Origin of the sequence: Arcobacter venerupis, assembly GCF_013201665.1 — a bacterium.
GTDB lineage: Bacteria > Campylobacterota > Campylobacteria > Campylobacterales > Arcobacteraceae > Aliarcobacter > Aliarcobacter venerupis.
In genome coordinates this window covers 2,003,251-2,030,223 of sequence record NZ_CP053840.1, presented here as the reverse complement: position 1 = coordinate 2,030,223, position 26,973 = coordinate 2,003,251, and the positions used below count along the sequence as shown (strand labels likewise).

General features: G+C 25.7%; 24 protein-coding genes. 23 read left to right on the top strand and 1 reads right to left on the bottom strand.

Annotated features, from left to right (window positions below; translation table 11 throughout):
- Positions 1 to 79 precede the first annotated feature (79 nt).
- Positions 80 to 1,783: a Na+/H+ antiporter NhaC family protein gene (locus tag AVENP_RS10130; RefSeq protein WP_128357885.1), complete on the top strand. Its 1,704-nt coding sequence runs from the start codon at positions 80 to 82 to the stop codon at positions 1,781 to 1,783.
- Positions 1,784 to 1,806: 23 nt separating this feature from the next.
- On the opposite strand, the gene AVENP_RS10125 is transcribed toward AVENP_RS10130, so the two are convergent.
- The gene (locus tag AVENP_RS10125) at positions 1,807 to 2,628 is read right to left on the bottom strand and encodes an SDR family NAD(P)-dependent oxidoreductase (RefSeq protein WP_128357886.1); all 822 of its coding nucleotides are present in this window, start codon (positions 2,626 to 2,628) and stop codon (positions 1,807 to 1,809) included.
- Between the two features lie 75 nt (positions 2,629 to 2,703).
- On the opposite strand from AVENP_RS10125, the gene AVENP_RS10120 reads away from it, so the two are divergent.
- From AVENP_RS10120 to AVENP_RS10015, 22 genes are all read left to right on the top strand, one after another.
- The gene (locus tag AVENP_RS10120) at positions 2,704 to 3,414 is read left to right on the top strand and encodes an SIR2 family NAD-dependent protein deacylase (protein WP_128357887.1); all 711 of its coding nucleotides are present in this window, start codon (positions 2,704 to 2,706) and stop codon (positions 3,412 to 3,414) included.
- Positions 3,411 to 4,190: a TIGR02757 family protein gene (locus AVENP_RS10115; RefSeq protein ID WP_128357888.1), complete on the top strand. Its 780-nt coding sequence runs from the start codon at positions 3,411 to 3,413 to the stop codon at positions 4,188 to 4,190. Before AVENP_RS10120 ends, AVENP_RS10115 begins: the two co-directional genes overlap by 4 nt.
- Before the next feature lie 95 nt (positions 4,191 to 4,285).
- Positions 4,286 to 4,486: a hypothetical protein gene (locus AVENP_RS10110; protein WP_128357889.1), complete on the top strand. Its 201-nt coding sequence runs from the start codon at positions 4,286 to 4,288 to the stop codon at positions 4,484 to 4,486.
- Positions 4,479 to 5,411 (top strand): ATP-grasp domain-containing protein, encoded by a 933-nt coding sequence (locus AVENP_RS10105; RefSeq protein WP_128357890.1) that lies wholly within the window; start codon positions 4,479 to 4,481, stop codon positions 5,409 to 5,411. The genes AVENP_RS10110 and AVENP_RS10105 overlap by 8 nt, the downstream gene beginning before the upstream one ends.
- A complete protein-coding gene (locus AVENP_RS10100; protein WP_128357891.1) occupies positions 5,395 to 6,186 on the top strand; it encodes a hypothetical protein in 792 nt (263 codons plus the stop codon). Before AVENP_RS10105 ends, AVENP_RS10100 begins: the two co-directional genes overlap by 17 nt.
- A 654-nt stretch (positions 6,187 to 6,840) precedes the next feature.
- Positions 6,841 to 8,019, top strand: a complete 1,179-nt coding sequence (locus AVENP_RS10095) for a hypothetical protein (RefSeq protein ID WP_128357892.1) — start codon at positions 6,841 to 6,843, stop codon at positions 8,017 to 8,019.
- 1 nt (position 8,020) lies between these two features.
- Positions 8,021 to 8,587 carry a condensin complex protein MksE gene (locus AVENP_RS10090; protein WP_128357893.1) on the top strand — a complete coding sequence of 189 codons (567 nt, stop codon included), beginning with the start codon at positions 8,021 to 8,023 and terminating at the stop codon, positions 8,585 to 8,587.
- Positions 8,577 to 12,275, top strand: a complete 3,699-nt coding sequence (locus AVENP_RS10085) for an ATP-binding protein (RefSeq protein ID WP_128357894.1) — start codon at positions 8,577 to 8,579, stop codon at positions 12,273 to 12,275. The genes AVENP_RS10090 and AVENP_RS10085 overlap by 11 nt, the downstream gene beginning before the upstream one ends.
- On the top strand, positions 12,275 to 13,156 hold the full coding sequence (locus tag AVENP_RS10080) for a DUF7281 domain-containing protein (protein WP_128357895.1): 882 nt from the start codon (positions 12,275 to 12,277) through the stop codon (positions 13,154 to 13,156). The genes AVENP_RS10085 and AVENP_RS10080 overlap by 1 nt, the downstream gene beginning before the upstream one ends.
- Positions 13,157 to 13,336: 180 nt before the next feature.
- Entirely contained in the window at positions 13,337 to 13,957 is a 621-nt protein-coding gene (cysC, locus tag AVENP_RS10075) for an adenylyl-sulfate kinase (protein ID WP_128358188.1), read from the top strand.
- Between the two features lie 51 nt (positions 13,958 to 14,008).
- The gene (rfbC, locus tag AVENP_RS10070) at positions 14,009 to 14,584 is read left to right on the top strand and encodes a dTDP-4-dehydrorhamnose 3,5-epimerase (RefSeq protein ID WP_128357896.1); all 576 of its coding nucleotides are present in this window, start codon (positions 14,009 to 14,011) and stop codon (positions 14,582 to 14,584) included.
- Positions 14,577 to 15,449: a dTDP-4-dehydrorhamnose reductase gene (gene rfbD, locus AVENP_RS10065; protein ID WP_128357897.1), complete on the top strand. Its 873-nt coding sequence runs from the start codon at positions 14,577 to 14,579 to the stop codon at positions 15,447 to 15,449. The genes rfbC and rfbD overlap by 8 nt, the downstream gene beginning before the upstream one ends.
- 192 nt (positions 15,450 to 15,641) lie before the next feature.
- Positions 15,642 to 16,976: a mannose-1-phosphate guanylyltransferase/mannose-6-phosphate isomerase gene (locus tag AVENP_RS10060; RefSeq protein ID WP_128357898.1), complete on the top strand. Its 1,335-nt coding sequence runs from the start codon at positions 15,642 to 15,644 to the stop codon at positions 16,974 to 16,976.
- Positions 16,977 to 18,122: a GDP-mannose 4,6-dehydratase gene (gene gmd, locus AVENP_RS10055; RefSeq protein ID WP_128357899.1), complete on the top strand. Its 1,146-nt coding sequence runs from the start codon at positions 16,977 to 16,979 to the stop codon at positions 18,120 to 18,122.
- An 8-nt stretch (positions 18,123 to 18,130) separates the two neighbouring features.
- The gene (locus AVENP_RS10050) at positions 18,131 to 19,177 is read left to right on the top strand and encodes a GDP-L-fucose synthase family protein (protein ID WP_128357900.1); all 1,047 of its coding nucleotides are present in this window, start codon (positions 18,131 to 18,133) and stop codon (positions 19,175 to 19,177) included.
- Between the two features lie 47 nt (positions 19,178 to 19,224).
- Positions 19,225 to 20,415 (top strand): UDP-N-acetylglucosamine 4,6-dehydratase, encoded by a 1,191-nt coding sequence (locus AVENP_RS10045; protein WP_128357901.1) that lies wholly within the window; start codon positions 19,225 to 19,227, stop codon positions 20,413 to 20,415.
- The gene (locus AVENP_RS15875) at positions 20,402 to 22,348 is read left to right on the top strand and encodes an aminotransferase class V-fold PLP-dependent enzyme (protein WP_128357902.1); all 1,947 of its coding nucleotides are present in this window, start codon (positions 20,402 to 20,404) and stop codon (positions 22,346 to 22,348) included. Before AVENP_RS10045 ends, AVENP_RS15875 begins: the two co-directional genes overlap by 14 nt.
- Before the next feature lies 1 nt (position 22,349).
- Positions 22,350 to 23,405, top strand: a complete 1,056-nt coding sequence (locus AVENP_RS10035; protein ID WP_128357903.1) for an N-acetylneuraminate synthase family protein — start codon at positions 22,350 to 22,352, stop codon at positions 23,403 to 23,405.
- The gene (locus AVENP_RS10030; RefSeq protein WP_128357904.1) at positions 23,405 to 24,331 is read left to right on the top strand and encodes a glycosyltransferase; all 927 of its coding nucleotides are present in this window, start codon (positions 23,405 to 23,407) and stop codon (positions 24,329 to 24,331) included. The genes AVENP_RS10035 and AVENP_RS10030 overlap by 1 nt, the downstream gene beginning before the upstream one ends.
- On the top strand, positions 24,328 to 25,179 hold the full coding sequence (locus tag AVENP_RS10025) for an NAD-dependent epimerase/dehydratase family protein (protein ID WP_128357905.1): 852 nt from the start codon (positions 24,328 to 24,330) through the stop codon (positions 25,177 to 25,179). Before AVENP_RS10030 ends, AVENP_RS10025 begins: the two co-directional genes overlap by 4 nt.
- Positions 25,172 to 25,909, top strand: coding sequence for an SDR family oxidoreductase (locus AVENP_RS10020; protein ID WP_128357906.1), 738 nt, complete (start codon positions 25,172 to 25,174; stop codon positions 25,907 to 25,909). The genes AVENP_RS10025 and AVENP_RS10020 overlap by 8 nt, the downstream gene beginning before the upstream one ends.
- Positions 25,906 to 26,925 carry a nucleotidyltransferase family protein gene (locus tag AVENP_RS10015; protein ID WP_128357907.1) on the top strand — a complete coding sequence of 340 codons (1,020 nt, stop codon included), beginning with the start codon at positions 25,906 to 25,908 and terminating at the stop codon, positions 26,923 to 26,925. The genes AVENP_RS10020 and AVENP_RS10015 overlap by 4 nt, the downstream gene beginning before the upstream one ends.
- The last annotated feature ends 48 nt before the right edge of the window (positions 26,926 to 26,973 follow it).

The window sequence follows — 26,973 nt, the reverse complement described above, 5'->3', positions numbered from 1 at the left end:
GAATATATAATTAACATATAATTTTAAAGCAATTTATTTGTATAATGAAAACTTTTATTTTCATATATAAAGGTTTTGTTTGAGTAAACTTATTAAAACATCTATATTGGTACTTTTTTTACCAATATTACTATTAGCAGATGCGAAAGAGAATTCTGTTATTTATGGGGCTTTCACCCTTATTCCACCACTTGTTGCTATTGTGTTAGCTTTTATTACTAGAAATGTAATTTTCTCTTTATTTATGGGGATTTTTGCTGGTACTTTTATGGTTAATATTAGTGGTGCAAACATTTTTAATGCATTTTTTAGTGCATTTGTTGATATGTCAGGAAAAATGGTAGGTTCTCTTGCTGATTCTTGGAATGCTGGAATTGTTCTTCAAGTTCTAACAATTGGAGGAATGATAGCAGTTATTACAAAAATGGGAGGTCCAAGAGCTATTGCACAAAAATTAGCAGCTCGTGCTAAAACTCCTGCAAGTGCTCAACTTTATACATGGATTATGGGATTTTTTATATTTTTTGATGATTATGCAAATTCATTAATTATTGGTCCTATTATGAGACCTGTTACTGATAAGTTAAAAGTTTCAAGAGAAAAACTAGCTTTTATTATTGATTCTACTGCCGCTCCTATTGCTGGACTCGCACTAATTTCTACTTGGGTTGGATATGAGTTGTCTTTAATCAAAGATGCTTATGTTGCTATTGGACAACCAGATATTAATGCTTTTGCTATTTTTGTTGAAACTCTTCCTTATAGATTTTATAATATTCTAATGTTAGCCTTTGTATTTTTCTCAGCTTACACTTTACGAGAATTTGGCCCTATGCATAAAGCTGCCGTAAGAGCTTATGAAACAGGACATGTATCAGATCCAAAATCAAAAGGTGTAATGAATCAAGAAAATTCATTTATGCTTCCAAAAGAAGGAACACAATACTCAATTTATAATGCAATAGTTCCTATTTTAGTTTTAATTGTTGTGGCTATCGTTGGATTTTATATAAATGGTAAATCTTCTCTTGAAGGAGAGGTTTTAAAGGCTGTTGAAGCTAATCCTTACTCTTTTGCATCATTTAGAGATTGTTTTGGTGGTGCTGATGCTTCTATTGTAATTTTTGAAGCAGCATTACTTTCTTCTTTAGTTGCTATTGGAATGGGATTAAAACAAAAGATTTTTGATTTGCATGAAGCAATTGAAACTTGGGTATTTGGAGTAAAAGCTTTAGTTATTACAGCTGTTATATTGATTCTTGCTTGGTCATTAAGTGCTGTTATGAAAGAAGTTGGAACTGCTACTTATTTAGTAACTTTATTATCTCATAGTACTCCACAATATATCTTACCTTCAATTATTTTTATTTTAGGTTCGATTATATCATTTGCAACGGGAACTTCTTATGGAACAATGGGGATTTTAATGCCTTTAACTATTCCACTTGCTAGTGCAATTGGTATTAATACTGGACTTGAGGGGACTGATTTACATAGTTACATTGTATTAAATATTGGAGCTGTTTTAACTGGTGCAATTTTTGGAGACCATTGTTCACCTATTTCTGATACATCTATTTTATCATCTATGGCATCATCTTGTGACCATATGGACCATATTTCAACTCAGTTGTATTATGCATTATTTGTAGCAGTTGTGGCAGTTGTATGTGGATATTTACCAGCAGCTTTTGGAGTTCCTGTTTATTTATTACTTCCACTTGGATTGCTTGTAGTATTTTTAGTTATTCGATTCTATGGAAAACCATTTATGAAAGCTTAATAAAAAGGAAGATTTCTTCCTTTTTATATTTTATTTAACAATTTATCCATTAAAGAAGTACTAAGAACTCTTTTAAAAAATCCTAAGATATGAGTAGCTTTTGTTACATAATATCTAGGTTTTGGTTTTTGTGTTTGCATGATTTTTAAAACAGTGTTTGCAACACTTGAAGCTGGAAGATTAAAAAGTGCTTTATCTTCAGTTGTTTCAAGTCTTGCTTTTAACTCTTTTTTGTAAGTTTCTTCAAAAAAACTTCCCTCTATAGTGATATTGTTATTGAATTTTTTTAGGGCATTTTCTCTAAATTTTGATGTAACTGGACCTGTATTAATTGTACTAATATAAATATTACTTCCTATAACTTCTTGTCTTAACGTATCAGCGATTCCCTCGATTGCATATTTACTTGCATTATATGCACCTCGATATTTTAAAGAGATGATTCCTAAAACTGAACTGTGTTGGATGATTTTTCCAAAACCTTGAGTTCTAAATATTTTCATGGCTTGAATGGTTACCTCATGAAGTCCAAAAAAGTTTGAATCAAACTGTTTTTTTAAAACTTCCACACTCAAATCTTCCACAGCTCCTGGCTGTCCAAAACCTGCATTGTTAAAAACTGCATCAAGTTTTAAATCATTTTCTAAAATAGTTTCAAGAGCATATTTTATTTCATCTTTGTTTCTTACATCTATTTGAAAAGTTTCAAAACCTAAATCTTTTAACATCTCAACATCTTTTTGTTTTCTAGCACTTACGTAAACTTTATAATTGTTTTCTTTTAATGTAAGGGCAGTTTGTAGTCCAATTCCAGATGAGCAACCAGTTATTAATATATTTTGCATAATTTTAATCCATATAAATTTTTGAAATGGTATTATAATCAAAAAAAATACATATAAGATTTAGGTAATAAAGCAATGGATGAAAAAATTGTAATATTAAGTGGAGCAGGGCTAAGTGCTAGTAGTGGGATTTCTACTTTTAGGGATGAAAATGGTCTTTGGGAAAGACACAATGTTAAAGAGATTTGTAGTGTTGGATGTTTGGATTGGAATTATGAAGCAACAGTAAACTTTTATAATCTAAGACGAGAAGATATAAAAGATAAACTTCCAAATAATGCCCACAAAATGATAGCAAAACTAAAAGATAAGTATCCACAAAAAGTGGAGGTTATCACCCAAAATATAGATGATTTACTTGAAAAAGCAAATTGTAAAGATGTTTTACATTTACATGGATTTTTAAAAGAGCTTCGATGTATGAAGTGTGAGGAAATTGTTGATATTTCATATTCACTGCAAAATGAAACAAACTCAACTTGTAAAAAGTGTAACTCTAAAATGAGACCAAACATAGTTTTTTTTGGTGAACTTGCTCCCAAATATGAAACAATGCATAAGATTTTAAAAGATTGTGGTTTATTGGTGGTAATAGGAACAAGTGGGCGAGTGATTGATGTGAGTTTTTTAACCCAATATGCTGATTATGCTATTTTGAATAATTTAGAGCCAAGTGATGCTATTTATGATGAGTGTTTTACAAAAGTTTATTATGAAAATGCAGATACAGCCTATGAAAAAATAGAGCAAGATATAGAAAATTTTATTAAAAATAGGAAATTATGACAACAGAAGATAAAAAGATAAAAGAGCTTTTAGATAATGAAGTAAATCAAAGAAATAATAACACAGAACTAAACTACGACAAACCAGACCCATTAATGGTAGCAAGTAGATATGATGATGAGTTTATTATCCTTTTATGTGCTTTATTTGCCTATGGAAATGCAAAATTAATAGTGAAGTTTTTAGATAGTTTGGATTTTTCACTTCTTGAAAAAAGTGATGAAATAATAGATAAAGAGCTAAATAATCACTATTATAGATTTCAAAATGCCCAAGATATAAAAACAGTATTTAAAACCTTTAAACGACTAAAAAACGAAGATAGTTTAAACTCAATATTTGTAGATGCCTACAAAAAAGAGAACTCAATTTTAGAGGGAATTGATGCCCTAATTCAAAAAATCCACAACACTGCAAATCATAAATCACAAGGTTTCACATTTTTAATCTCAAGCCCATTTAAAAGAGACAAACTTGGAATCATAAAAGAGTTAGGAAATGCTCCATACAAAAGATGGAATATGTTTTTGCGATGGATGGTTCGTGATGATAATCTAGATTTAGGGCTTTGGAAAGGCATAAATAAAAAAGATTTGATTTTACCACTTGATACTCACACTTTTAAAGTATCACAGAAATTAGGTTTATTGAATAGACAAAGTTATGATTTAAAATCAGCATTACTAATAACTGAAAAACTAAAAGAGTTTGATAAGTTTGACCCAATAAAGTATGATTTTTCGCTTTATAGGATTGGTCAGGAGAAGATTATTTAACTTTAAAATAAATCCTAATCAGAATTAATTTCTATTTAGCTAAAATAATTATATATTATGATTTTTATTGTAAGAAAAACTTAATGGAGCTTAAAATGAAGAATTTAGTTATTGAAAAAGCATTTAGATATAATGAAAAAACAGACTCATCAATAAATATTGATGCAATATATAATGAAAAATTGGGGTTTTGGATTGCAGAAGAGAGTATTCCATTGATTGAAAGTAATAATATATATAAACCACAATCTAAAAAATGTGATGTAGAGACAGGTGAGGATAGAAAAGGTGAATAAAATTGATATTTTAATAATATCAACTAAATTCGATTTTAGTACAGACTATGTATGTGTTGAACTTAATAAGAGAAATGAAAATTACTTAAGGTTAAATCGAGATGAATTTTCAAAATATAAAATCATATTTGATTTAGATATTGGTGAACTTAAAATCATTATAAATGAAGAAAATTACTATATTGATAGCTCATTGAAGTCTGTTTATTTCAGGGCTCCAACATATTTTAGGGAAACATATTTAAAACAGTTTTCTACAGAAGAACAATTATATAACTCTCAATGGATGGCATTTATTAGAAACCTAAGTTATTTTGAAGATGCTATATGGGTGAATAATCCAAATTATATTTATAAAGCAGAAAATAAATTATTACAGTTGAAATATGCCAAAGAAATTGGATTTCTAATTCCATCAACTGTTATTACAAATGATAATAACTTCACATTTATTGGAAAAAAAGCTGTTAAATCACTAGATACAGCAATATTCACAATTAATAAGCAAGAAGCTTTTTTTTATACAAATATCTTAAACAATGATGAATATAATGATTTTGATAAATCTTTATGTCCTATTGTTATTCAAGAAAATTTAAATCCAAAAATTGATTATAGAGTTACTGTAGTTGGTAATAATATTTATTCAACAAAGATTATAAAAAACAATTGTGGAATATATGGTGATTGGAGAAAAGAAAAAGAGGATATTAATTATATTTCCACACATCTTCCTATTGAAATTGAAAATTTTTGTTTTCAATTATTAAAGAAATTCAATCTTAATTTTGGAGGGATAGATTTGATTCTTTTTAATGATAATTTTTATTTTATTGAGATTAACCCTACAGGTGAATGGGCTTGGTTAGTAGACAAAGCAAATCAAAAAATTTATGAGGGAATATGTGATGTCTTGGTCAATTAAATTATCATATTTTATATTTCCTATTATTGAATTAAAGAAAGCAGAAAAAGAAATATTAAAGGATGAATCAGAAAATGAAATTAATATAGATTATACTAATGCTGATAAAAATTTAATTGAAAAAATATATAATGATCCATTTGAAATTAAAAAACTTATTGATGATAAAGCAAAAACTGGAATAGTTGGTGTGACTATTGCAGTCGGATTAATTTCTTCAATTTCTACTAATTTTGAAAACTTATCACCAGTATCTATATTATTATATATTGTTGCATTAGGTTATTCTTTTATTTCAGGTTATTTATCTTTAACTTTATTAAGTAATAAAAATGTTATTTATAAATTAAAAACTGATGATTCTTTTCTTGAAGAAAATAAATTAAAAGAAGCAATGATTATAAATACAAAATTAAATATAAAACATAACATTAACAGACAAAATTATGTGTATTCTAGTTATAAACATTTGATTTATAGTTTAATAATAATGGTATTTGCTTTTTTGCTAAATATATATTTTTTTCAAAAAAAAGTTGAAAAAAATCAAAATATTAATGTACAAATTGATTTAATCAAACTTGATACTTTAGAACAAAGTTTTAAGAAATTGAGTTCAGAAATTGATAAAATGATATTAAAACATGAAATTACAACTGAACAGAATAAAATACAAATTGAACAAATTAAGTATTTAAATGATGAACTTAAAAATTTAAAATCTAAAAGTGAAGAAGGAAAACAAATCTTAGAACAAGAAGATAATTTAAAATGATGTTCCCTATAAAGAAGATATGTTACGAAAAATTAGAGATAAAATGAAATATTTTATTGATGATTTTGGCTACAAAGAACTTATAACTGGTGTTAAAAATAGTTAAAGTGGTAAATTTTTAAGAGCTTTTTTCACCACATAAAAATCCAACTTTAATTTTATAGTTTCATAAATAAACCAAAAAGGAAATTTATGAAACAAAAATCCCTACAACTTTACAACAATCCTAAAACACGTTATTTAAAATTGATAATTATTTTTATCGTATTGGCATATTTCTATTTTTCATACTTTAGTATGATAAATTACATGGAATTAATAGTTATTCTTAGAATAAATGAGAATGAAATTACAAATTACAAAAAATATCAATTTTAAAGTCATATAATAGTTTGTCCAACCTTATACAGAAAAATATTCTTTGTGTTTTTATATACCAGTTTTCTTAAGATTTTGATGAAGATATTAATGCCTAATTAGCTATAATTGCTGTTAGTAAGTTTAATAAATTGATTGAAATTCTTTTAAAATTAAACTAGAAATTAGGCTTTTACTCATGCAGAAAAAGACTATTCCTTTTCGTAATAAACACTCAAGAAAAAACTTTTATAATAGTATTTTAGGAGATTCTAAAAGATAAATGGTAATCATACAATGACAACAAATATAAATCCAAAAGAATTTATCAAAGCACAAAATGATGCAAAAGATGCGATTATTGAGGCTCATTTTAAAGGTAGTATTGAATATGTAGAAAATATTCCATATTATAATTCTACTAATAATAAAGATTTATCCTTATCTATTGAAAAACTAATTGATTTTAATGTATTTGATTATGATGAATATTCTTATTCTTTGTTATTAAGCGATGATTACAACGCTCATTTGAGAACTTATACAGATGTAAACATAAAAGATATTGAAGATAAACAAAAAACTATTAAGAAATTAATTAGAGATATTAATATAAAAAGAAAAGATAATAATGATTATTCAAGTGAAATAAAAAGAATAAACTCTTCTTTTAGAAATATCAAAAAAATCATATATAGAGCAATAGAATCTTTAAATGAAAAAGAGATGAAATTCAAAGCTGAAGTAAATTTTGAAGTAAAAAAAGCAAATTTATATGATTGTAAAGCGGATTTAACTGCCTTATCAGAAGCAGTTACAAATACTGATAAGTTTTTAATAGAGTACAAATCATATTTTATAGATGAACTTGCAAATGAATCTATATCTTTTCATATTAATCAATTAGCCCATCATATCCATGATGTAAGAGAAAATATAAGTAAAACACTAAATGAACTTTCAAAGTATCTTATTCATATTGAAAAAGAAGCTAAAAAGATTGAAAAATTAAATCACCTATATAAATTGAAAGTTAATGGTGAATTATTTGAAAAGAGTAATATAGAGTCTGTATTTATTAGATTGAAAAATATTGCTGAACCTATTAATATTAAATCTCAATACATGAATGATAATGAGTTAATTGAAGCTATAGTAAATCTTGCAAAAGAAAAAAATATTTCTTTACCACAAGAGATAAAAATAGAAGAGACAAGACCTGAAGCTGTAAAACTTGAGCAAAATAAAGTAGCAAAAGAAAAAATGATATTAGGAACTAAAAAAGTTTATAATAATTTCATCAAACAAGATATGGATTTAGCTTCATTTTTAAAACAAAAAGATTTAGATAAAAAACAATTTTTATCTATTTTTATTAGACTGACATTACAATACAATAAGTTTTTATCTATCTCAAAAGATATAAGTATAGAACATAAAGGTATAAAAGTGCCGTATATTACAAAAAGGGGATAGTTTGAATTTATTACAATTAGACGATTATAAAGAGATCTTTCAAGTGATTGAAGATTGCCGAGTAAATGGTAGATTCATTAATGAAAATAGTACTGATTATAAAATAAAAGAAGCATATAATTTTATCTTACAATATAGACAAGAAGTAAAAACTTATTTTAGTATTATCGGTTATACACTTATTTCTGAAAAAGGTTATTTTTACTTTATAATTGAAGGCTATGAAACTATTCCTAAACCTTATGTTAATTCTTACATTGACTATATAGATATATACAGATTTTTAAAACTATTAAATACTAATATCAGCTCATCAGATGGTGGTCCATATAGTGCTAGTGATATTGAAAGTAGATTAAATGGTGATATAGAGTTAAAAACAATGGTTGATAAAATGAACTTTTTAAAGAAGCGTTCAACTAATCGTGAAGCTATTGATTCAATTATTTTAAGATTAAAAAATGATGGATTTGCCCAAAGTATGGGAAATAAAGAAGAGGAGTTTTTAATACTTCGTTCATTTAAATTCATCGAAGATATGATAGAGGAAATAGAATATGAATTATAATAAGCTTGGATTAAAAGAGATACGATTTATAAATAGTGGACATTTCCCTAATGAAAGTATAATAATTGATGATTTTACCCTTTTACTTGGTAGTTCAGGTGTTGGGAAAACAACTGTTATGAGTGCTATTTGTTACTTTTATACTATGGATAAATCTAAAACTAGACCACTTGAAAAAGAACTTAGTTTTTATGATTGGCATTTAAAAGGTATCTATGCTCATTTGATTTATATTTATGAAAATAGTATTGGAAGAAATGCACTTATTTTAAGTAAAGATGATGGAAAAGTAAAACATACATTTATCAATATTCACAATTATGAAGAAGACCTAAGTACTTTATATCTAGATTCTGATAAAAGATGTTTAAGTTTAAAAGAGATTTTAGCAAATTGTGTAAAAAAATCTTTGACATATTATAAAAGTGAAACGGTAGCAACTTTTAGAAAAATGATGTGTAGAAAAAGTTATAGAATGTTACCAAATAAAGATAAACCTGAATTAGATTTCTCTTTTTATGATAGTGAAGAATCGGCAAATATCTTTGGTAAATATCTTTTTAATATCTATTCAAATTCATCAGTTAGGGATAAAGGTATCAAAGATATGCTTATTTCACTAATTGGAGAAAAAGAGTATTTTTTAGATATTTCAGATTTCAAAAGTAAATTAGCAGATGCTTTAACAAATGTGGCTCATTTTGAACTAATCAAAGATAGAAGAGAAAGGATATTAAGACTTGATGATACTGTTATCTCTTATAAGGCTTTGTGTGATGAAATAGACAATATTACTTTTGAACTTGAGACGATTTCTTACAACAAAGATAGAATAAAAACAGTTATAAGTGATAATCATTTGGATTTATTAACTCATCAAAAAATAAAAAGTGATAAAAAAGATGAGCTTTCAAAAGAATGGAAAATTAAATCTAGCACTTACAGTACACAAATCTCAGATTTAAATATAGAAATAAAAACAAATAAAGAGACATATAATAATTTTCATGAAAAATATAGAATAGAAAATTTAATAACTCAACAAGATAGACAAAGTGAATTTGAAAAAAAGTTAAATGAACTAAATATCAAAGTAAGTGCAATATCAAGTGATATTAAAGAGTTAGAATCAAAAGAAGAGATAGAAAAACAAAAAGCTAATTCTTTAATAAATGAGAAAAAAGATAATGAGAAAAAAGAGTTAGACTCTAAAAAAGATAATTTAACTACTGAAATATTAAAACTATCAAAAGATAAAGAGATTGAAATTGAAGAGGGTTTATCTTCATATGATAAAGAACTTGAAGTTAAAAATAGTGAATATTATCAATTAGATAAAAAAATATCTCAAGATGAAACAGCACTTTCATATTTGCCAAAACAAGTATTAGAAAATAGCAATACAAAAAAGTTCAAAGATGAGATTGAAAGATTATCTAATTTTAAAAACTCTATTGAATCACAAGTTTTAATTTTGGAGAAAGAAAAAGATAATCTTGAAAATGAAAAGAATATAAAATTAAAAGAGACCAATGATAAGATTCAAAGTGAAGTTAGTGAATATATTAAAATCAAAAATGACATTCAATTAAAAATTGATGAACTAAATGTAAAACTAGATTTAGGGAAAAACAATTTATTTGGATTTTTAAATAAAAACAAAGTTCCTAATAAAACAAAAATTTTAGCTCTTTGTAGTGATGAGGTTTTATTTAAAGAGACAAAATTAAAATTTTCAATAGAAACAAGTAATGATACTTTTTATGGTCTAAAAATTGACGGTGATGTTGAATCCCTAGCAACTAAATATGAGATTGAAATACTTGAAAATAATAAAGCATCTTTTCAAAAGCAACGAGATGAATTGGTAGCTAAACATAATATTAAGTATAAAAATTTTCAAGATAATTTAAAAGATATATCAAATAAATACCAAAAGTTAATACAAGAAAAATCAAGAGCTACTTATGAATTAACTCCAAAAGTTAAAGATAATGAGATAAAAATATCTAATGAAAGAAAAAGACTAGAAGAAGAAATAATAAGATTAAAAGATGAACTTGATAAAAATATTATTGATAAAAAAGAGCATCTTAAAAAAGACAAAGAACAATTAACTTCTCTAAAAGAGTATTTAACAAATATAAAAGCTAATAAGTTAAATTTTATTTCAGAAATCAATAAAAAATATAGTAGTGAAGATTTTAGATTAAATACAGAAGTAATCAAGTGCCAACAAAATATAAATAGTATTAATAAAAAATATAAAGAACAAATAGAAGATTCGGATAAAAGAATCCATGAAATATACAATGAAATCAAAAAAAATGAAAATATTAATACAGAAGAACTTGAATCCTTTCAAAGAACTATTAAAGAATTAGAAAAATCTATTAAAGATATTAATAATAATAGAGCCTTAGTTACAAGATATAAGGATGAAGTATTACCAAAATATAATAAAATTCCTTTTTTAAAGGAGCAATATGCCCAAATAATCAAACAAAGAGACAATGACAGAGATTATTTTGAAAAAGAGATTGCAGTTCTTGATGAAAAACTAAATGAAATAGAAAAAAATATTGATATTTGGAAAAGTTATGCTGAATCATTTAAAACTTTTGAACTTGAAATTTCTGAAGCAAATCCAAATAAAACATATGAAGCTTACTGTGATGATGAAATAAAACTATTACTGAATAGTAAAAAAAATATCAAGATACTTGAAAGATTTAAAACTCTTATAAATCAACAAAGTGAAAAAGAAAAAACTATCATACTTGAAACTGGAAAAATAATTGATGGAATTCCATCTGATAATATGATGAAATTAAAAACGAAATTTGACATAAATAGTTTTGAAGATAATATAGACCAGTATATTGTAATAGCCAAATCCTATGCAGATTTTATTAAAACAAAATTTGATATAGAAGGAACGAGCCTACAATTACACCGACTAATTGAGGCTATAAATGATGCTGTAAGTAAAATATCTCATATAAAAGGGACTTTTAATAGTATTGTAAAAGATGTAAACAAAATAAATCTAACAATCAAAAAAGGGATTGAAAATATTACAGTAATTGATTACATAAAATTAAATTTTAAAGATACAGGTAGAGATGAAATAGTAACAAGTATCGAAAATATTGGCGATATGTTAAGTGCTAATATGTTGATTGGATATGAAAATAGCCATAGATCTGAACAAGTAAAAAATGAACTTGTAAAAATAGCCCATGATTTACAAATAGTTCTTGATAAAACATTCAAAAAAAATATTACAGTTGCAGATATTAGTACTTTAACCTTTGATGTTAGTGAAAATGCTCAAGTAACAAAAGGAATTGCAACCCTTGATAGTGTAGGAAGTAATGGAACATCTATTATGATAAAAGCCATTATTTATATTACTTTACTTCGTATGGTTGCAAACAAATTTACAAATAGTGAAGATATGAAATATCATTGTATTATCGATGAAATAGGGCAAATATCGGCAGATTATTTTACAGAATTAATGAAATATGCAAGACATTTAGAGTTTGTATTTATAAATGGAACAGCTGCTAATGATGATGATATTATAGAAGCATATCCAAGAATATACATGGGAACAAGAGAGAGCTCAAATCATGTAGAACTTAATTTAATAGATGCAAGAAACGCAATGGAAAATTGGTAATGCCAATTAATATAACTATTAGTAATTTCAAAGCTATAAAAATACTTTTAAGAGATAAATATGTAGCCAAAAGTATTTTTAGTTCTAAAAAACTCTTAGAAGAGTTTATTGGATGTAATTGCATTTATATTAGTGGAAAACCACAACAAATATATTTAAATGATGAAGAAGCACTTTTTGGAGTGATTAAAACAAATGGATATAAGGTAACTTCTATAGAAGATTTAGATTATTTTATAAAAGAAAATGAAAATCCTAAAAGTCGTGATGAAATTGCAGATAATTATTCCCATACAAAAAGAGTTGAATCAAAAAGTTTTAATGGTCTAATGATAAATGTACTTGATAAAGTAGAAGTTATATGTAATGACAAAAAACAATATTTATATGCAATGGAAGGAATGGGTTTATTTATACATTATTCTTCAAAACTACAACTAGACGATGAGGTAATAGTAGTTGGCGTAGAAAATCCCCAAGTAGTGTGGTATATAAATAAATATAAACACCTATTTAATAAAGAAAAAAAGTATCTATTTTTATGTATAAGTGAATACAAAACAACTTATCAATATAAATGGCTTGAATCATTTTTGGGAGAATATCTTCATTTTGGAGATTTTGATTTAGCAGGTATTAATATTTATCTTAACACAATTGTTCCAAAATTAAAAAATTGCAAATCACACTCTTATTTGATACCAGATGATATTTATGAAAAAATCAAAAAAAGAAATTACCAAAAAGATTATTCAAAGCAAACGAGATATTTGAACATAGAATCAAAATTTGAACCTAAGTTACAAGAGTTAATATCTTTTATAAAAGATACTAAATCAACTTTTGAGCAAGAAATGTTAAAAAAGGATATTGATTATTAAGTCTAGAAAAAAAGAGAAAGTATATTTTCTCTTTTTTTCTTTAAAGCTTGTTCAAAATTGCAAATTTAAAATAAATGAGCCTAATAATATGTAAAATAGATTAATAAATTACAAGGAAATTATTATAAACTAAAAGATATTATAGTTATAATAGAATTATATCAATTATTGGAAAAAACATTGGAAGAAAAAAATATAGTTTGGCATGATACAAATATAACTAAAAATGACAGAAATAGTTTATTAAATCAAAAACCTTGTGTATTATGGTTTACAGGACTTAGTGGGAGTGGAAAGTCAACAATTGCAAATGCTGTTGAAAGAAAATTATTTAATAAAAGTAGAAAAACATATTTACTTGATGGCGATAATGTTAGGCATGGTTTAAATAAAGATTTAGGTTTCCTTGAATCCGATAGGATTGAAAATATAAGAAGAATAGGTGAAGTAAGTAAACTTTTTGTAGATGCAGGTCTTATTGTATTAACAGCCTTTATTAGCCCTTTTAAAAGTGATAGACAAATAGCAAAGAGTTTAGTTGGATATGATGAATTTATAGAAATATTTATTGATACTCCTCTTGAGATTTGCGAAGAAAGGGATTCAAAAGGATTTTATAAAAAAGCTAGAAGTGGTGCAATTAAAAATTTTACAGGAATAGATTCTCCTTATGAAAAACCAGAAAATCCACAAATTCATATAAAAACAGCTAAAAATACTGTAGAAGAATGTGTAGATATTATAATAAATCATTTAATTAAATTTGGTTATATAGAAGAAAACAATGATTATTCAATTTAGTGAAATTAATACAAAAAATATAACAATTAATTTTACAAGAGGATTTTAACATTGAATTTTATAAGAACTACAATTCCTGATGTAATAATTTGTGAACCCGAAATATTTGCAGATGAACGAGGATATTTTGTTGAGACTTTTAGAGAAGATAAATTAGAAAATTTTTTAGGATTTAAAGTAAACTTTTGCCAAGATAGTGAAAGTAAGTCTTCTTATGGAGTATTAAGAGGACTTCATTATCAAATACCACCTTATGCTCAAACCAAATTAGTAAGAGTTATTAAAGGAAAAGTTCTAGATATAGCCATTGATATAAGGAAAGGTAGTCCTACTTTTGGAAAATATACAGCAGTAGAATTAAGTGAATATAATAAAAAACAACTTTTTATTCCTATTGGATTTGCTCATGGGTTTGTAGTTTTATCAGAAGATGCAATTTTTACATATAAAGTAGATAGTTACTATTGCCCTGAGTATGAGAGAGGAATAGCTTTTGATGACAAGGATATAGATATAAATTGGCAAATCAATCAATCTGAATTACAACTATCTTTAAAAGATACGAAACAACCTAAATTTAAGGATATAGAAGAGTTATTTAAATTTGAGTCAAATTACTATGTCTAATTTAAATATATTAGTTACTGGTTCAACTGGACAATTAGGAAGTGAAATAAAAGAATTGTCATCAAAATATCCTTATGATTTTTTTTTTACAAATAGGATAAGTTTAGATATAACAAATAAAGAAAAAATAAAAAGCTTTTGTCAAACTAATAAAATAAATGTAATAATTAATTGTGCAGCATATACAGCAGTTGATAAAGCAGAAAAAGATGAAAAAAACGCCGATATAGTAAATAGAAAAGCTATAAAGAAACTGGCATTAGTATCTAAAAAACTTAATATAAAATTAATACATATTAGTACAGATTATGTATTTGATGGTAAGAATTTTAAACCATACTGCGAAGAGAACCAAGCTAATCCACAAGGTGTGTATGGCAAAACAAAACTTGAAGGTGAAAAAGAACTAATAAATATTAATCCTAAAAATTCTATAATTATAAGAACTTCTTGGCTATATAGCTATTATGGAAATAATTTTGTAAAAACTATGTTAAGACTTGGTAAAGAAAAAGACTCCTTAGAAATAATTTTTGATCAAATAGGAACTCCTACTCATGCAAAAGATTTAGCCAAAATAATTTTAGATATTTTACCAAAAATACAAAATGAAAAAGTAGAAATTTACAATTATTCAAATGAGGGAGTATTATCTTGGTATGATTTTGCTAAAGAGATAATGAAAATGTCAAAGTTAGATTGTAAAATAAATCCGATACAGACTTACCAATATCCTACACTAGCTAAAAGACCACATATTTCTTTATTAAATAAATCAAAAATAAAACAAAAGTTCAATATAACTATTCCTTATTGGAAAGATAGTTTAGATGATTGTTTAAGAAGATTGGGAGAGCGGAAATAAATCTTTTTTAACAATAATTATGCAAAATACTGAGAATAGGATATTAATTTATAAAGAGTAAATATTACTGAATTTAATATCAAATGGGATTCTTCTTAGAGAATAAAAAGTAATGAAAATGTATAATTTAAAATATTTCCTATATAATAAATATTATATATTTTATAAGAATTAAATGATTTGGAGATGTAATTGACTAACATAATATTATGTGGTGGGAGTGGCACAAGACTTTGGCCGATGAGTAGAACACTGTTTCCAAAGCAATTTATAAGACTTTTTGATAATAAATCTTTATTTCAATTAACTGTCGAACGTAATAAATTCTTTTGTGATAAAGAACTTATAGTATCAAATGCAGAACAATATTTTTTGGCAATAGATCAATTAGAAGAGTTAAAAGAAGAAAATAGTTCTTATATTCTTGAACCCATAGGCCGAAATACAGCTCCAGCTATTGCGTTAGCTTGTATGAGTCTTGAGAAAGATGAAATAGTATTTGTAACCCCAAGTGATCATTTAATAAAAAATAAAAAAGAATATGAAAAAGTAGTGCAAGAAGCAAAGGAATTTGTAAATGATGGATTTTTAGTAACTTTTGGGATAACACCAACTTTTGCAGAGACAGGATATGGATATATAGAAGCACTAGGAAATGATGTAAAAGCATTTCATGAAAAACCAGAATATGAAACAGCTCAAAAATATTTTGAAGGAGGTAATTATTACTGGAATTCTGGAATGTTTATGTTTAAAGCAGGAGTATTTTTAGAAGAACTTAAAAAATATTCTCTAAGCATTTATCAATCATCAAAAATAGCATTTGAAAATGCAAAGAAAGAAAATATTATAAGAATAAAATATGAAGATATGATAAATATTAATGAAGATAGTATTGATTATGCAGTAATGGAAAAATCAGATAAGGTAAAAGTAATACCTTCAAATATAGAGTGGTCAGATGTCGGTAACTTTGATTCACTTTCTAATGAATTACCAAATGATGAAAATAACAACCTCATTATTTCAAACAAACATGTTTCTATAATAGATTTAAAAGATTTGATTATAATAGATACTAATGATGCACTATTAGTTTCAAAAAAAGGTTCAGCTCAAAAAGTTAAAAGTATAGTTGATAATTTAAAACTTTATAATAATAAATTGACATCAGAACATTCAATAATTTATCGACCATGGGGAACATATACTGTTCTTGAAGATTCAAATGGATATAAAATAAAAAAAATATGTGTTAAATCAGGATCTAGATTAAGCTTACAAAAACATTTTCATAGAAATGAACATTGGATAGTATTAAGCGGATGTGCAACTATTACAAAAGGTTCAAAAAAGTTTATTTTGAATCCTAATGAAAGTACATATATAAAAGCAGGTCAACTTCACAGATTGGAAAATGAAGGTAAATTACCCCTTGTAATAATAGAAGCTCAAGTAGGTGAGTACACAGGAGAAGATGATATTATAAGAATTGAAGATGATTTTTGTAGAGAGGATAGTAAATAAATGGTTGAACAAAAAGTTGCTTTAATAACCGGTATAACAGGACAAGATGGTAGTTATCTTGCCGAATTTCTTCTAAAAAAAGGTTATATAGTACATGGTATAAAAAGAAGAAGCTCTCTTTTTAATACAGATAGGATAGATCATTTATATCAAGACCCTCATATTGAAAATAGAAATTTTATACTTCATTATGGAGACATGACAGATAGTATGAATCTAACAAAAATTATACAAGAGATAAAACCAGATGAGATATATAATCTTGCAGCAATGAGTCATGTTGCAGTTTCATTTGAAACGCCAGAATATGTTGCAAATACTGATGGTATTGGAACATTGAGATTACTTGAATCTGTACGATTACTTGGGCTTGAAAAAAAGACAAAACTATATCAGGCTAGTACTAGTGAACTTTATGGAAAAGTTCAAGAGACACCTCAAAGTGAAACTACTCCCTTTTATCCAAGAAGTCCTTATGCTGTAGCAAAAATGTATGCTTACTGGATAACTGTAAATTACAGGGAAGCATATGATATATTTGCTTGTAATGGGATATTATTTAATCATGAGTCACCAATAAGAGGTGAAACATTTGTAACAAGAAAAATTACAAGAGCAACCAGTAAAATAGTACTTAATCTTCAAGATAAACTTTATCTTGGGAATTTAGATGCAAAAAGAGATTGGGGACATGCCAAAGATTATGTAAAAATGATGTGGATGATATTACAAGCTGATGAACCAGAAGATTGGGTAATAGCAACAGGTCAAACCACAGCAGTACGAGATTTTGTAAAATTTGCATTTGAATATGTTGGAATAAATTTGAAATTTGAAAATACTGGCATAGATGAAGTTGGAATTATAGATTCTTTTGATAAAGAAAAATTAGAGAACCTTAAGATAGATTTATCTCATCTTAAAATAGGAGATACTTTAGTATGTGTTGATCCAAAATATTTTAGACCAACTGAAGTTGATATACTTTTAGGAGATCCCTCTAAGGCAGAAAAAAAACTTGGTTGGAATAGGGAATATAATTTACAAGATTTGGTAAATGATATGATGGCAAGTGATTTAAAATTAATGACAAAAGATCAATATCTCAAAGATGGTGGTTACCAAATAATGAATTATTTTGAATAGAGTTTTGAGTGAAAAAAAATAGTAAAATATATATTGCTGGACATAGAGGTTTAGTAGGTAGTGCGATACTTAAAAATATGCAAGATAAAGGTTACACTAATATTATATATAAAACTCATGATGAATTAGATTTAATAAATCAACTTGCTGTAAAAGAGTTTTTTGAATTAGAAAAACCAGAATATGTAATATTAGCTGCGGCTAAAGTAGGTGGAATAATTGCGAATAGTGTGTATAGAGCAGATTTTATATATGAAAATCTTCAAATACAAAATAATGTAATATATCAAAGTTATTTAAATAATGTTAGGAAATTATTGTTTTTAGGAAGCAGTTGCATATATCCCAAAAATTCTCCACAACCAATTAGTGAAGATTGTTTATTAGAAAGTTCTTTAGAATATACAAATGAGCCATATGCTATAGCAAAAATAGCTGGAATTAAAATGTGTGAAAGTTATAATCTTCAATATGGTACAAATTATATTTCAGTAATGCCTACTAATCTTTATGGCCCAAATGATAACTTTGATTTAGAAACCTCTCATGTTCTTCCTGCTTTAATACGAAAAATACATTTGGCAAAACTTCTAAATGAAAAGAAATATGATGATGTAATAAGAGATTTAGGGGTAAATAACTTTACTGAAGCAGAAGAATATCTTATGAAATTTGGTGTAAGTGCAGAACAAGTAGAAATATGGGGTACAGGAAATCCACGACGCGAGTTTTTATATAGTGAAGATATGGCTGATGCTTGTATATTTTTATTAGAAAAAAAAGATTTTAAAGATACTTATAATAAAGATGATAAAGAGATAAAAAATACACACATTAATATAGGTACAGGAAAAGATTTATCCATAAAAGAACTTTCAGAATTAGTCAAAGAAATTATTGGATATAAAGGCAAACTTTTTTTTAATACAGATAAACCAGATGGAACAATGTTAAAATTAATTGATACTCAAAAATTAGATAATCTAGGATGGAAGTATCGTATGGAATTGAATAAAGGAATACAACAAGTTTATCAATGGTATTTAAGTAAATAATGAAAATTATATGATATTTGGTTTACTTTTTATAGGAGAAATTAATTTTGAATGATATGTTGAATTTAATAGGGCGAACGAAAGAACTTTTTACTAATGATATAAAAGATAATGAAGATGAATTAAAATTAATAATATCTTCTTCATCTTTCCTTATTTTAGGAGGAGCAGGTTCAATCGGACAAGCTGTTACAAAAGAGATTTTTAAGAGAAGTCCAAAAAAACTCGATGTTATAGATATAAGTGAAAATAATATGGTTGAGTTAGTTAGAGATATAAGAAGTAGTTTTGGATATATAGATGGAAAATTTGCAACTTATATTATAGATGTTGGTTCTTTAGAGTTTGATATATTTATGGAACAAAATAATTCATATGATTATATACTAAATCTTTCTGCTCTTAAACACGTAAGAAGTGAAAGAGACCCTTTTACTTTAATGAGAATGGTTGATACAAATATTTTTAATACAGATAAAACACTTTGTCAAGCTATTGAAAAGAAATGTAAAAAATATTTTTGTATAAGTACAGATAAAGCAGCAAATCCAGTTAATATGATGGGTGCAAGTAAACGTATAATGGAAATGTTTGTAATGAGAAAATCAAAAGAAATTTCTATATCGATGGCAAGATTTGCAAACGTTGCTTTTAGTGATGGATCATTGTTAGATGGATTTAATAAGAGGATTTTAAAACAACAGCCAATAGTAGCACCAAATGATATAGAAAGGTATTTTGTTACACCTCAAGAAAGTGCAGAATTATGTCTTATGAGTTGCATCTTTGGGAATAATAGAGATATTTTTTTCCCAAAATTTGATAAAAATTTACATCTTATGAAATTTTCAGATATTGCAGTAAAATATTTAAATAAATTGGGTTATGAACCTTATTTATGTAAGGATGAAGAAGAAGCTAGAAATTTATCTAAAATTTTACCATCTGAGAAAAAATGGCCTTGTTTATTTACGCAAAGTGATACTACTGGGGAAAAATACTTTGAAGAATTTTTTACAAATAAAGAGATTTTAGATGTGGATAGATTTGAAAGTATGGGAATAATAAAAAATGAGGCAATTTATGATGATGAAAAATTAAATAATTTTACAGAATCAATAAATAAGTTAAAGAACTCTAGAACATGGGATAAAAAAGATATTCTTAATGAATTTCTTAAATTAATTCCAGATTTTGAACATATAGAAAAGGGAAAATTTCTTGATGAAAAAATGTAACTTAAAAATAGTTGCTATTATTCAAGCAAGGTGTGGTTCTACAAGACTAGAAGGTAAAGTTATGAAGAAACTTTACTCATTAAGTTTGTTGGAGCATATTATAGAAAGAGTTCAAAATGTTGATTTGATTGATGAGATAATTGTTGCAACAACAATAAATGAAGAAGATGATAAAATTGAAAAGCTTTTTAGAAATTCAAAAGTAAAAGTTTTTAGAGGAAGTAAGGATAATGTACTAGAAAGGTTTTATCTTAGTGCGAATAAATATGAAGCTGATGTAATTGTTAGAATAACATCCGATGATCCATTTAAGGATCCTGAGGTAATAAAAAAAGCTTTAGAGTTATTACTAGATAATAATACTCTTGATTATGTAAGTAATACGATAGAGCCAACTTATCCTGAAGGTATTGATATAGAAGTTTTTACTATGAATGCTTTACGTAAAGCTTATACACAAGCACAACTTTTATCTGAGAAAGAACATGTAACTCCATATATTTGGAAAAATACTGATAAATTTAATGTTTTAAATTTTAAATATAAAACTAATATTTCAGAAATGAGATGGACGATAGATTATGAAGAAGATTTTGTTTTTGCAAAAAAAGTATATGAAGAATTGTATCCATTAAAAAAGATTTTTTTAATGGATGATATTTTAAGCCTTATAAAAAATAAAAATATTAAAAATACTTCAATGATTGAAAGAAATGAAGGCTACAAAAAATCTTTAAAAGAAGAGGGAAAAATGGAAAGAATAGGTGAATTAGAAAGAAAATATGTATTAGAAGTTTTAGATACTCAGTTTAGAACATCAAAAGGTGCAGATTTTATGACAAGATTTGAATCTAAATTTGCTGAGGTATTTAATTCAAATTTTGCAATAAGTCATGTTAATGGAACTGCTACAATGCATTCTGCATTAGAAGCAATGAATATAGGTAATGGAGATGAAGTAATTGTTCCTCCTTTAACAATGTCGAGTACAAGCCTTGCTGTTCTTCATGCAAATGCTACTCCTGTATTTGCAGATGTAGATTTAGATACATTTTTAATTGATCCAGATAGTATTGAAAAAAATATAACATCAAAAACAAAAGCAATAATTGTTGTCTCTTTATATGGAAATTCTCCTGATATGACAAAAATAGTTGAGATTGCAAAGAAATATAATTTATATGTAATTGAAGATAACGCTCAATCTTTTTTATCATTTCATAAAAATAAATTAATAGGAACTTTTGGAGATTGTTCAAGTTTTAGTTTTCAAAGTTCTAAGCATTTAGCAGCTGGCGAAGGTGGAATAATAACGACAGATGATGAAAAACTTGCTATTGGAATAAGAAAAGTTTCAGGACTTGGGTATTCAACTATTGGTTCAAAAAAAGCTAAAATTACAAAAGAGGAGATTCAGCATCCCTCTTTTTTAAGACATGATTTTTTAGGATGGAATTATAGATTAAGTGAATTAAACTGTGCAGTGGCTCTTGCTCAAACGGAAAGAATAGTGGAGTTAGTAAACATACGAAAAAGAAATGCAAAAATATATCTTGAAGCAATTAATAATTGTACTTGGTTAAGACCTCAAAAAGTTATGGAGGGAGATGAGTCATCATATTGGGCATTCACTATGAAATTAGATATTGAAAAAGTTTCTTGGGAAGAGTTCAGAAAAAAATACTTAGATTTTGGTGGTAGTAAATATTATGGAGCTTGGCAATTAACATATTTAGAACCACTATTTCAAGAGAAACTTTTTGGTAGAAGGAAAGAATTTATTCAAAGAGAATATAACAAAGGTATTTGTCCAAATGCAGAGTATTTACAACCTCGATTGATACAATTAAAAACAAACTTTATAGATGAAAAAGATACTATTAATGAAGCAGAAATTTTAACTAAAACAATAAAGTATTTTGAGGAAAGATAGAGTGCAGAATATATCAATAAACAACAAAACTATAGGCATTGGTTTTCCTGCTTTAATAATTGCAGAAGTTGGTGTTAATCATAATGGAAGTGTGGATAGAGGAATTGAGCTTATTGAAGCTGCTGCAAAAGCAGGTGCAGATGTTGTAAAATTTCAAACTTATAAAGCTAAGCAAATTGTAACAAAAAGTGCTCCAAGATATTGGGATGATAAGCTTAATGATGATAATGGTGGAACTCAATATGATACTTTTTCTAAATTAGATGGTATGGGAATTGAGGGTTATAAAGCATTTAAAAAGAGATGTCAAGAGTTAAATGTAATATTTACTTCCACACCATTTAATTTGCCAGATGTTGATTTATTAGAAGAAATAGGGGTTGATCTTTATAAAATATCATCATCAGATATTACTTATATTCAACTTATAAAATATGTTGCATCAAAAGGAAAGCCAATTATATTATCAACAGGATGTGCTTCAATTGGAGAGATCGAAAAAGCTGTTGACATAATCCAAAAAGAGGGAAATAACAAAATTATGTTACAACATTGTATTTTGCAATACCCTTGTGATGATGAAAATGCAAATTTAGTGAAAATGCAAAAAATACAAGAAATTTTTCCTAATATTCCAGTAGGATATTCTGATCATACTATAGGAATTACAATACCTGCAATGTCAGTTGCAATGGGAGCTTTTAGTGTAGAAAAACATTTTACTATTGATAATAAATTACCAGATAGTCCAGATCATAAACTCTCAGCAAATCCATCTCAATTAGAAGATATGGTTAATATGATAAGAACAATTGAAAAAGCAAAGGGTTATTTTCATAATGGATATTATCCAGCAGAAGAAGCATCATTTCTTAATGCAAGAAAATCTTTAGTATCTAATTGTAATATAAAAAAAGGAACGGTTATTTCAGAAAATATGTTAACAGCAAAAAGACCTGGTATTGGTATTTATCCAGAGTATTTAGATTTTGTTATTGGGAGTACAGCAAAAGTTGATATAAATGAGGATACTACAATTTTAAAAGAAATGATTTAATGAATATCTTAGTTAAATTGAAAGTTTCAAAACAAATAGGTACAGGACATTTTCGACGAATGTTTAATTTATCACTTTTTTTAAAAGAGTTTAACTTTATTTTTTTAATTTCTACAGATGATAAGAAGAATAAACTATTTCAAAATATAAACGTTATATTTATAGAGGATGAAACACATTTTAGAAATACTTTATTGAAACTAGAATTCAATTTATTAATTTTTGATTTATTACATTATGAAAAAGATTATATTAAGTCTATAAAATTATTAACTAAGATGCCAATTATATGTTTTCATGAGTATAATGATTATTCAGATTATGCTGATTTAATAATAAATTACAATGTGTTAGATAAAACTATTACTGATAAATTATTTGGATATGAATATATTATCTTTTCGGATAATATAGAAAAATACAAGTCAATTAAAAAAGAAGATTATATTTTTGTAAGTTTTGGAGGTTCTGACCCATCTGGACTAACTCAGAAATTTGTTTCGTTGATTGCTTCAAAAATGTCTCATTTAAAATTTAAGATACATATTGGAGATTTTAATGATTTACTTTGTCTCAAAGCTTTTAATAATATTGAATATATTATTAAACCAGAAAATCTATTTGAGTATATGTCAAAAGCAAATTTAGCAATAAGTGCAGCTGGAAATATGATGTATGAATTGATATATATGTCAGTACCATCAATAATAATAGCACATAATGAACATCAAATGTCATTTGCTAAAAATGCTGAATTATTAGGTTATGTTGAGTTCTTGGGCTTATTTAAAGATTTAAATTTTGATTTATTAAAGCAAAAAATTGACAGTTTTTATAATTTAAAAGAAATAAAAATCAAAGATACTATAGATAATAATGGGAAAAAAAGAATTTGTAAAGTTCTTATGGATCTAATCAATAAATGAAAAAAATATTAATAACAGGTTCTTCTGGTTTTATAGGTAAAAATTTTATTGACAAGTACAAAAATAAATATGAAATTATATCAATAAGTAGGGACTCAAACTATGATATTTTAGACATTGATACATTTTTAGATATATCTGATATTGATGTAGTTCTTCACTTTGCTGCTAAAACTTATGTCCCAGAATCTTTTGAAAATCCATACTCTTTTTATAGATTTAATATTAATTCTACTTTAAATATTTGTGAATTCTGTAGAATTAAAAAAGTAAAGAAATTGATCTTTTTAAATAGTTATCCTTATGGAAAACCAAGCTATTTACCAATAGATGAAGACCATCCTATATCATTGCATTCACCTTATAATAAGAGTAAATATTTATCCGAAGAGCTTATTTTTAATTATCTAGATAATTCTGTGGATGTTATTTCTTTGAGGATTTTTAATATTTATGGTAAAAATCAAAATAATAAGTTTCTAATTCCTTTTATTTTTGAACAAATAAAAGATGGGACAATAACAGTTAATGATTTAGAACCTAAACGAGATTATTTATATATTGAAGATTTATTAAGTTTAATGGATAATATTATTAATCAACAAATAAAGGGTATTTTTAATGTGGGTAGTGGAGAAAGTTATAATGTATTAGAAGTAATTAATTGTATATCTGATATTTTGGGAAAAGAATTTAAAATTATTTCAAATAATAATAGAAGAGAAAATGAAATAATGAATTGTGTTGCAAATATAGAAAAAATTAAAAAAATATTAAATTGGAGCCCTCTATTCTCTTTAAAAAAAGGTTTAATTGATTATATAAAAAAGGAAAAAATTGATGTTTGATTACACAAATAAAGTTGGAATTATAACTGGTGGTGTAGGACGTTTAGGAAAAACATTCGCACAAGCATTATCAGAAAAAGGAAATAAAGTTTATCTTTTTGATATAGCAGATTCATGTGATTTTCAAAGTGAAAATATAATTTATAGAAAAATTGATATATCAAATGAAACAGAAGTTTTTAATGAGATAGATATAATTAGTAAAGAAAATAAAATTGATTTTTTAGTTAATAATGCTGCTTTACAAATAACAAATAGTTTTGAAAATATGAAAATAGAAGATTTTAGAAAAAGTATTGATATAAATTTAACTGCAGCATATATTTGTATTAAGGCTGTTTCTAAATATATGATTGAAAATAAAGAGGGTAATATAGTTAATATAGGTTCAATGTATGGTATTGTATCAGCAGATCCAAATATATATGGCAATAGTGGATTAAATAGCCCTGATGCATATGCTGCAAGTAAAGCTGGATTGATACATTTAACAAAATATTTAGCTGTTAATCTTACAAAGTATAATATTCGAGTAAACTCAATTTCTCCAGCTGGAGTTTTTAACAATCAACCAAGTGATTTTATGGAAAAGTATTTACCAAAAGTGCCAATGGGTAGAATGATGGATAAAGAAGAGTTAATTGGACCTTTGCTATTTTTACTCTCTTCTGCTTCATCTTATGTAACAGGACATAATTTAATTGTAGATGGAGGGCTAACTATAATATGACATATAATATTACCAATGATAATATTTCTATTAAAAAAGTTTTAGATTTATTAGAGTTTTATAAAATTATATTCTTTATCAATAATGAAAATTCTTTAGTTGGTGCTCTAACAAATGGTGATGTAAGAAGATCTATTGAAAAAAATATCGATATAAATAATTTAGTTGATAAAATTATAAATAAAGATATAATTTATGCTTATATTGATGAATCCTTAGAAGAAAAAATTAAAAAAATTGATTTACTTCCAGAAGATTATCAATTTTTACCAATTATTAATAGAAACAAAAAATTAGAAAAAATCGTAATAAAAAAAGATTTACTTAAAAAAGTTAATAGTGTCGTTTTAATGGCAGGAGGATTAGGTAATAGACTAGGAGAAATAACTAAAAATATACCTAAACCTATGTTACATATTGGTAATAAACCAATTTTAGAAATAATTATTGATGGTTTTAAAAAATATCACTTTAATGATTTTTATATATCTGTAAATTATAAAGCGGATGTAATAAAAAAACATTTTAGAAATGGGGATGACTTTAATGTTAATATTAAATATATAAATGAATCTAAACGCTTGGGTACAGCTGGTTGCTTGAGTTTAATTAATGAGAATTTAAATGAGCCTTTTTTTGTTATGAATGGAGATATCTTAACAGATGAAAATTTTGAGCAAATTTTAAATTATCATATAAAAAACAAATTTGAGGCAACTATGTGTACATCAAAATATGAAATAAAAATACCATATGGTGTGATACTTTCCGATGCAGATAATAAAATAATATCAATAAAAGAAAAACCAATTCAGAAATTTAATATAAATGCAGGAATATATGTTTTAAATCCTTCTATTTTAAAATATATTCCTAAAGATACATTTTTTGATATGCCTACATTATTTGAAAAATTAAATGAATTAAATTTGAATATAGGAATATACAATTTAGAAACATCTTGGTTAGATATAGGAGAACCAAGTGACTATTATTTGGCTAAAAAAAATAAATGATTTTCTTTATAAATCTATAGATAAGATTTAGTTTGATAGAATGCTTAT

Coding starts and splice junctions, on each gene's coding strand:
- AVENP_RS10110 (WP_128357889.1), top strand. CDS start 4,286: ATGAAGAATTTAGTTATTGAAAAAGCATTTAGATATAATGAAAAAACA.
- AVENP_RS10120 (WP_128357887.1), top strand. CDS start 2,704: ATGGATGAAAAAATTGTAATATTAAGTGGAGCAGGGCTAAGTGCTAGT.
- AVENP_RS10015 (WP_128357907.1), top strand. CDS start 25,906: ATGACATATAATATTACCAATGATAATATTTCTATTAAAAAAGTTTTA.
- AVENP_RS10020 (WP_128357906.1), top strand. CDS start 25,172: ATGTTTGATTACACAAATAAAGTTGGAATTATAACTGGTGGTGTAGGA.
- AVENP_RS10125 (WP_128357886.1), bottom strand. CDS start 2,628: ATGCAAAATATATTAATAACTGGTTGCTCATCTGGAATTGGACTACAA.
- AVENP_RS10080 (WP_128357895.1), top strand. CDS start 12,275: ATGCCAATTAATATAACTATTAGTAATTTCAAAGCTATAAAAATACTT.
- AVENP_RS10030 (WP_128357904.1), top strand. CDS start 23,405: ATGAATATCTTAGTTAAATTGAAAGTTTCAAAACAAATAGGTACAGGA.
- AVENP_RS10100 (WP_128357891.1), top strand. CDS start 5,395: ATGTCTTGGTCAATTAAATTATCATATTTTATATTTCCTATTATTGAA.
- rfbD (WP_128357897.1), top strand. CDS start 14,577: ATGTCTAATTTAAATATATTAGTTACTGGTTCAACTGGACAATTAGGA.
- AVENP_RS15875 (WP_128357902.1), top strand. CDS start 20,402: ATGAAAAAATGTAACTTAAAAATAGTTGCTATTATTCAAGCAAGGTGT.
- AVENP_RS10115 (WP_128357888.1), top strand. CDS start 3,411: ATGACAACAGAAGATAAAAAGATAAAAGAGCTTTTAGATAATGAAGTA.
- gmd (WP_128357899.1), top strand. CDS start 16,977: ATGGTTGAACAAAAAGTTGCTTTAATAACCGGTATAACAGGACAAGAT.
- AVENP_RS10025 (WP_128357905.1), top strand. CDS start 24,328: ATGAAAAAAATATTAATAACAGGTTCTTCTGGTTTTATAGGTAAAAAT.
- AVENP_RS10085 (WP_128357894.1), top strand. CDS start 8,577: ATGAATTATAATAAGCTTGGATTAAAAGAGATACGATTTATAAATAGT.
- AVENP_RS10095 (WP_128357892.1), top strand. CDS start 6,841: ATGACAACAAATATAAATCCAAAAGAATTTATCAAAGCACAAAATGAT.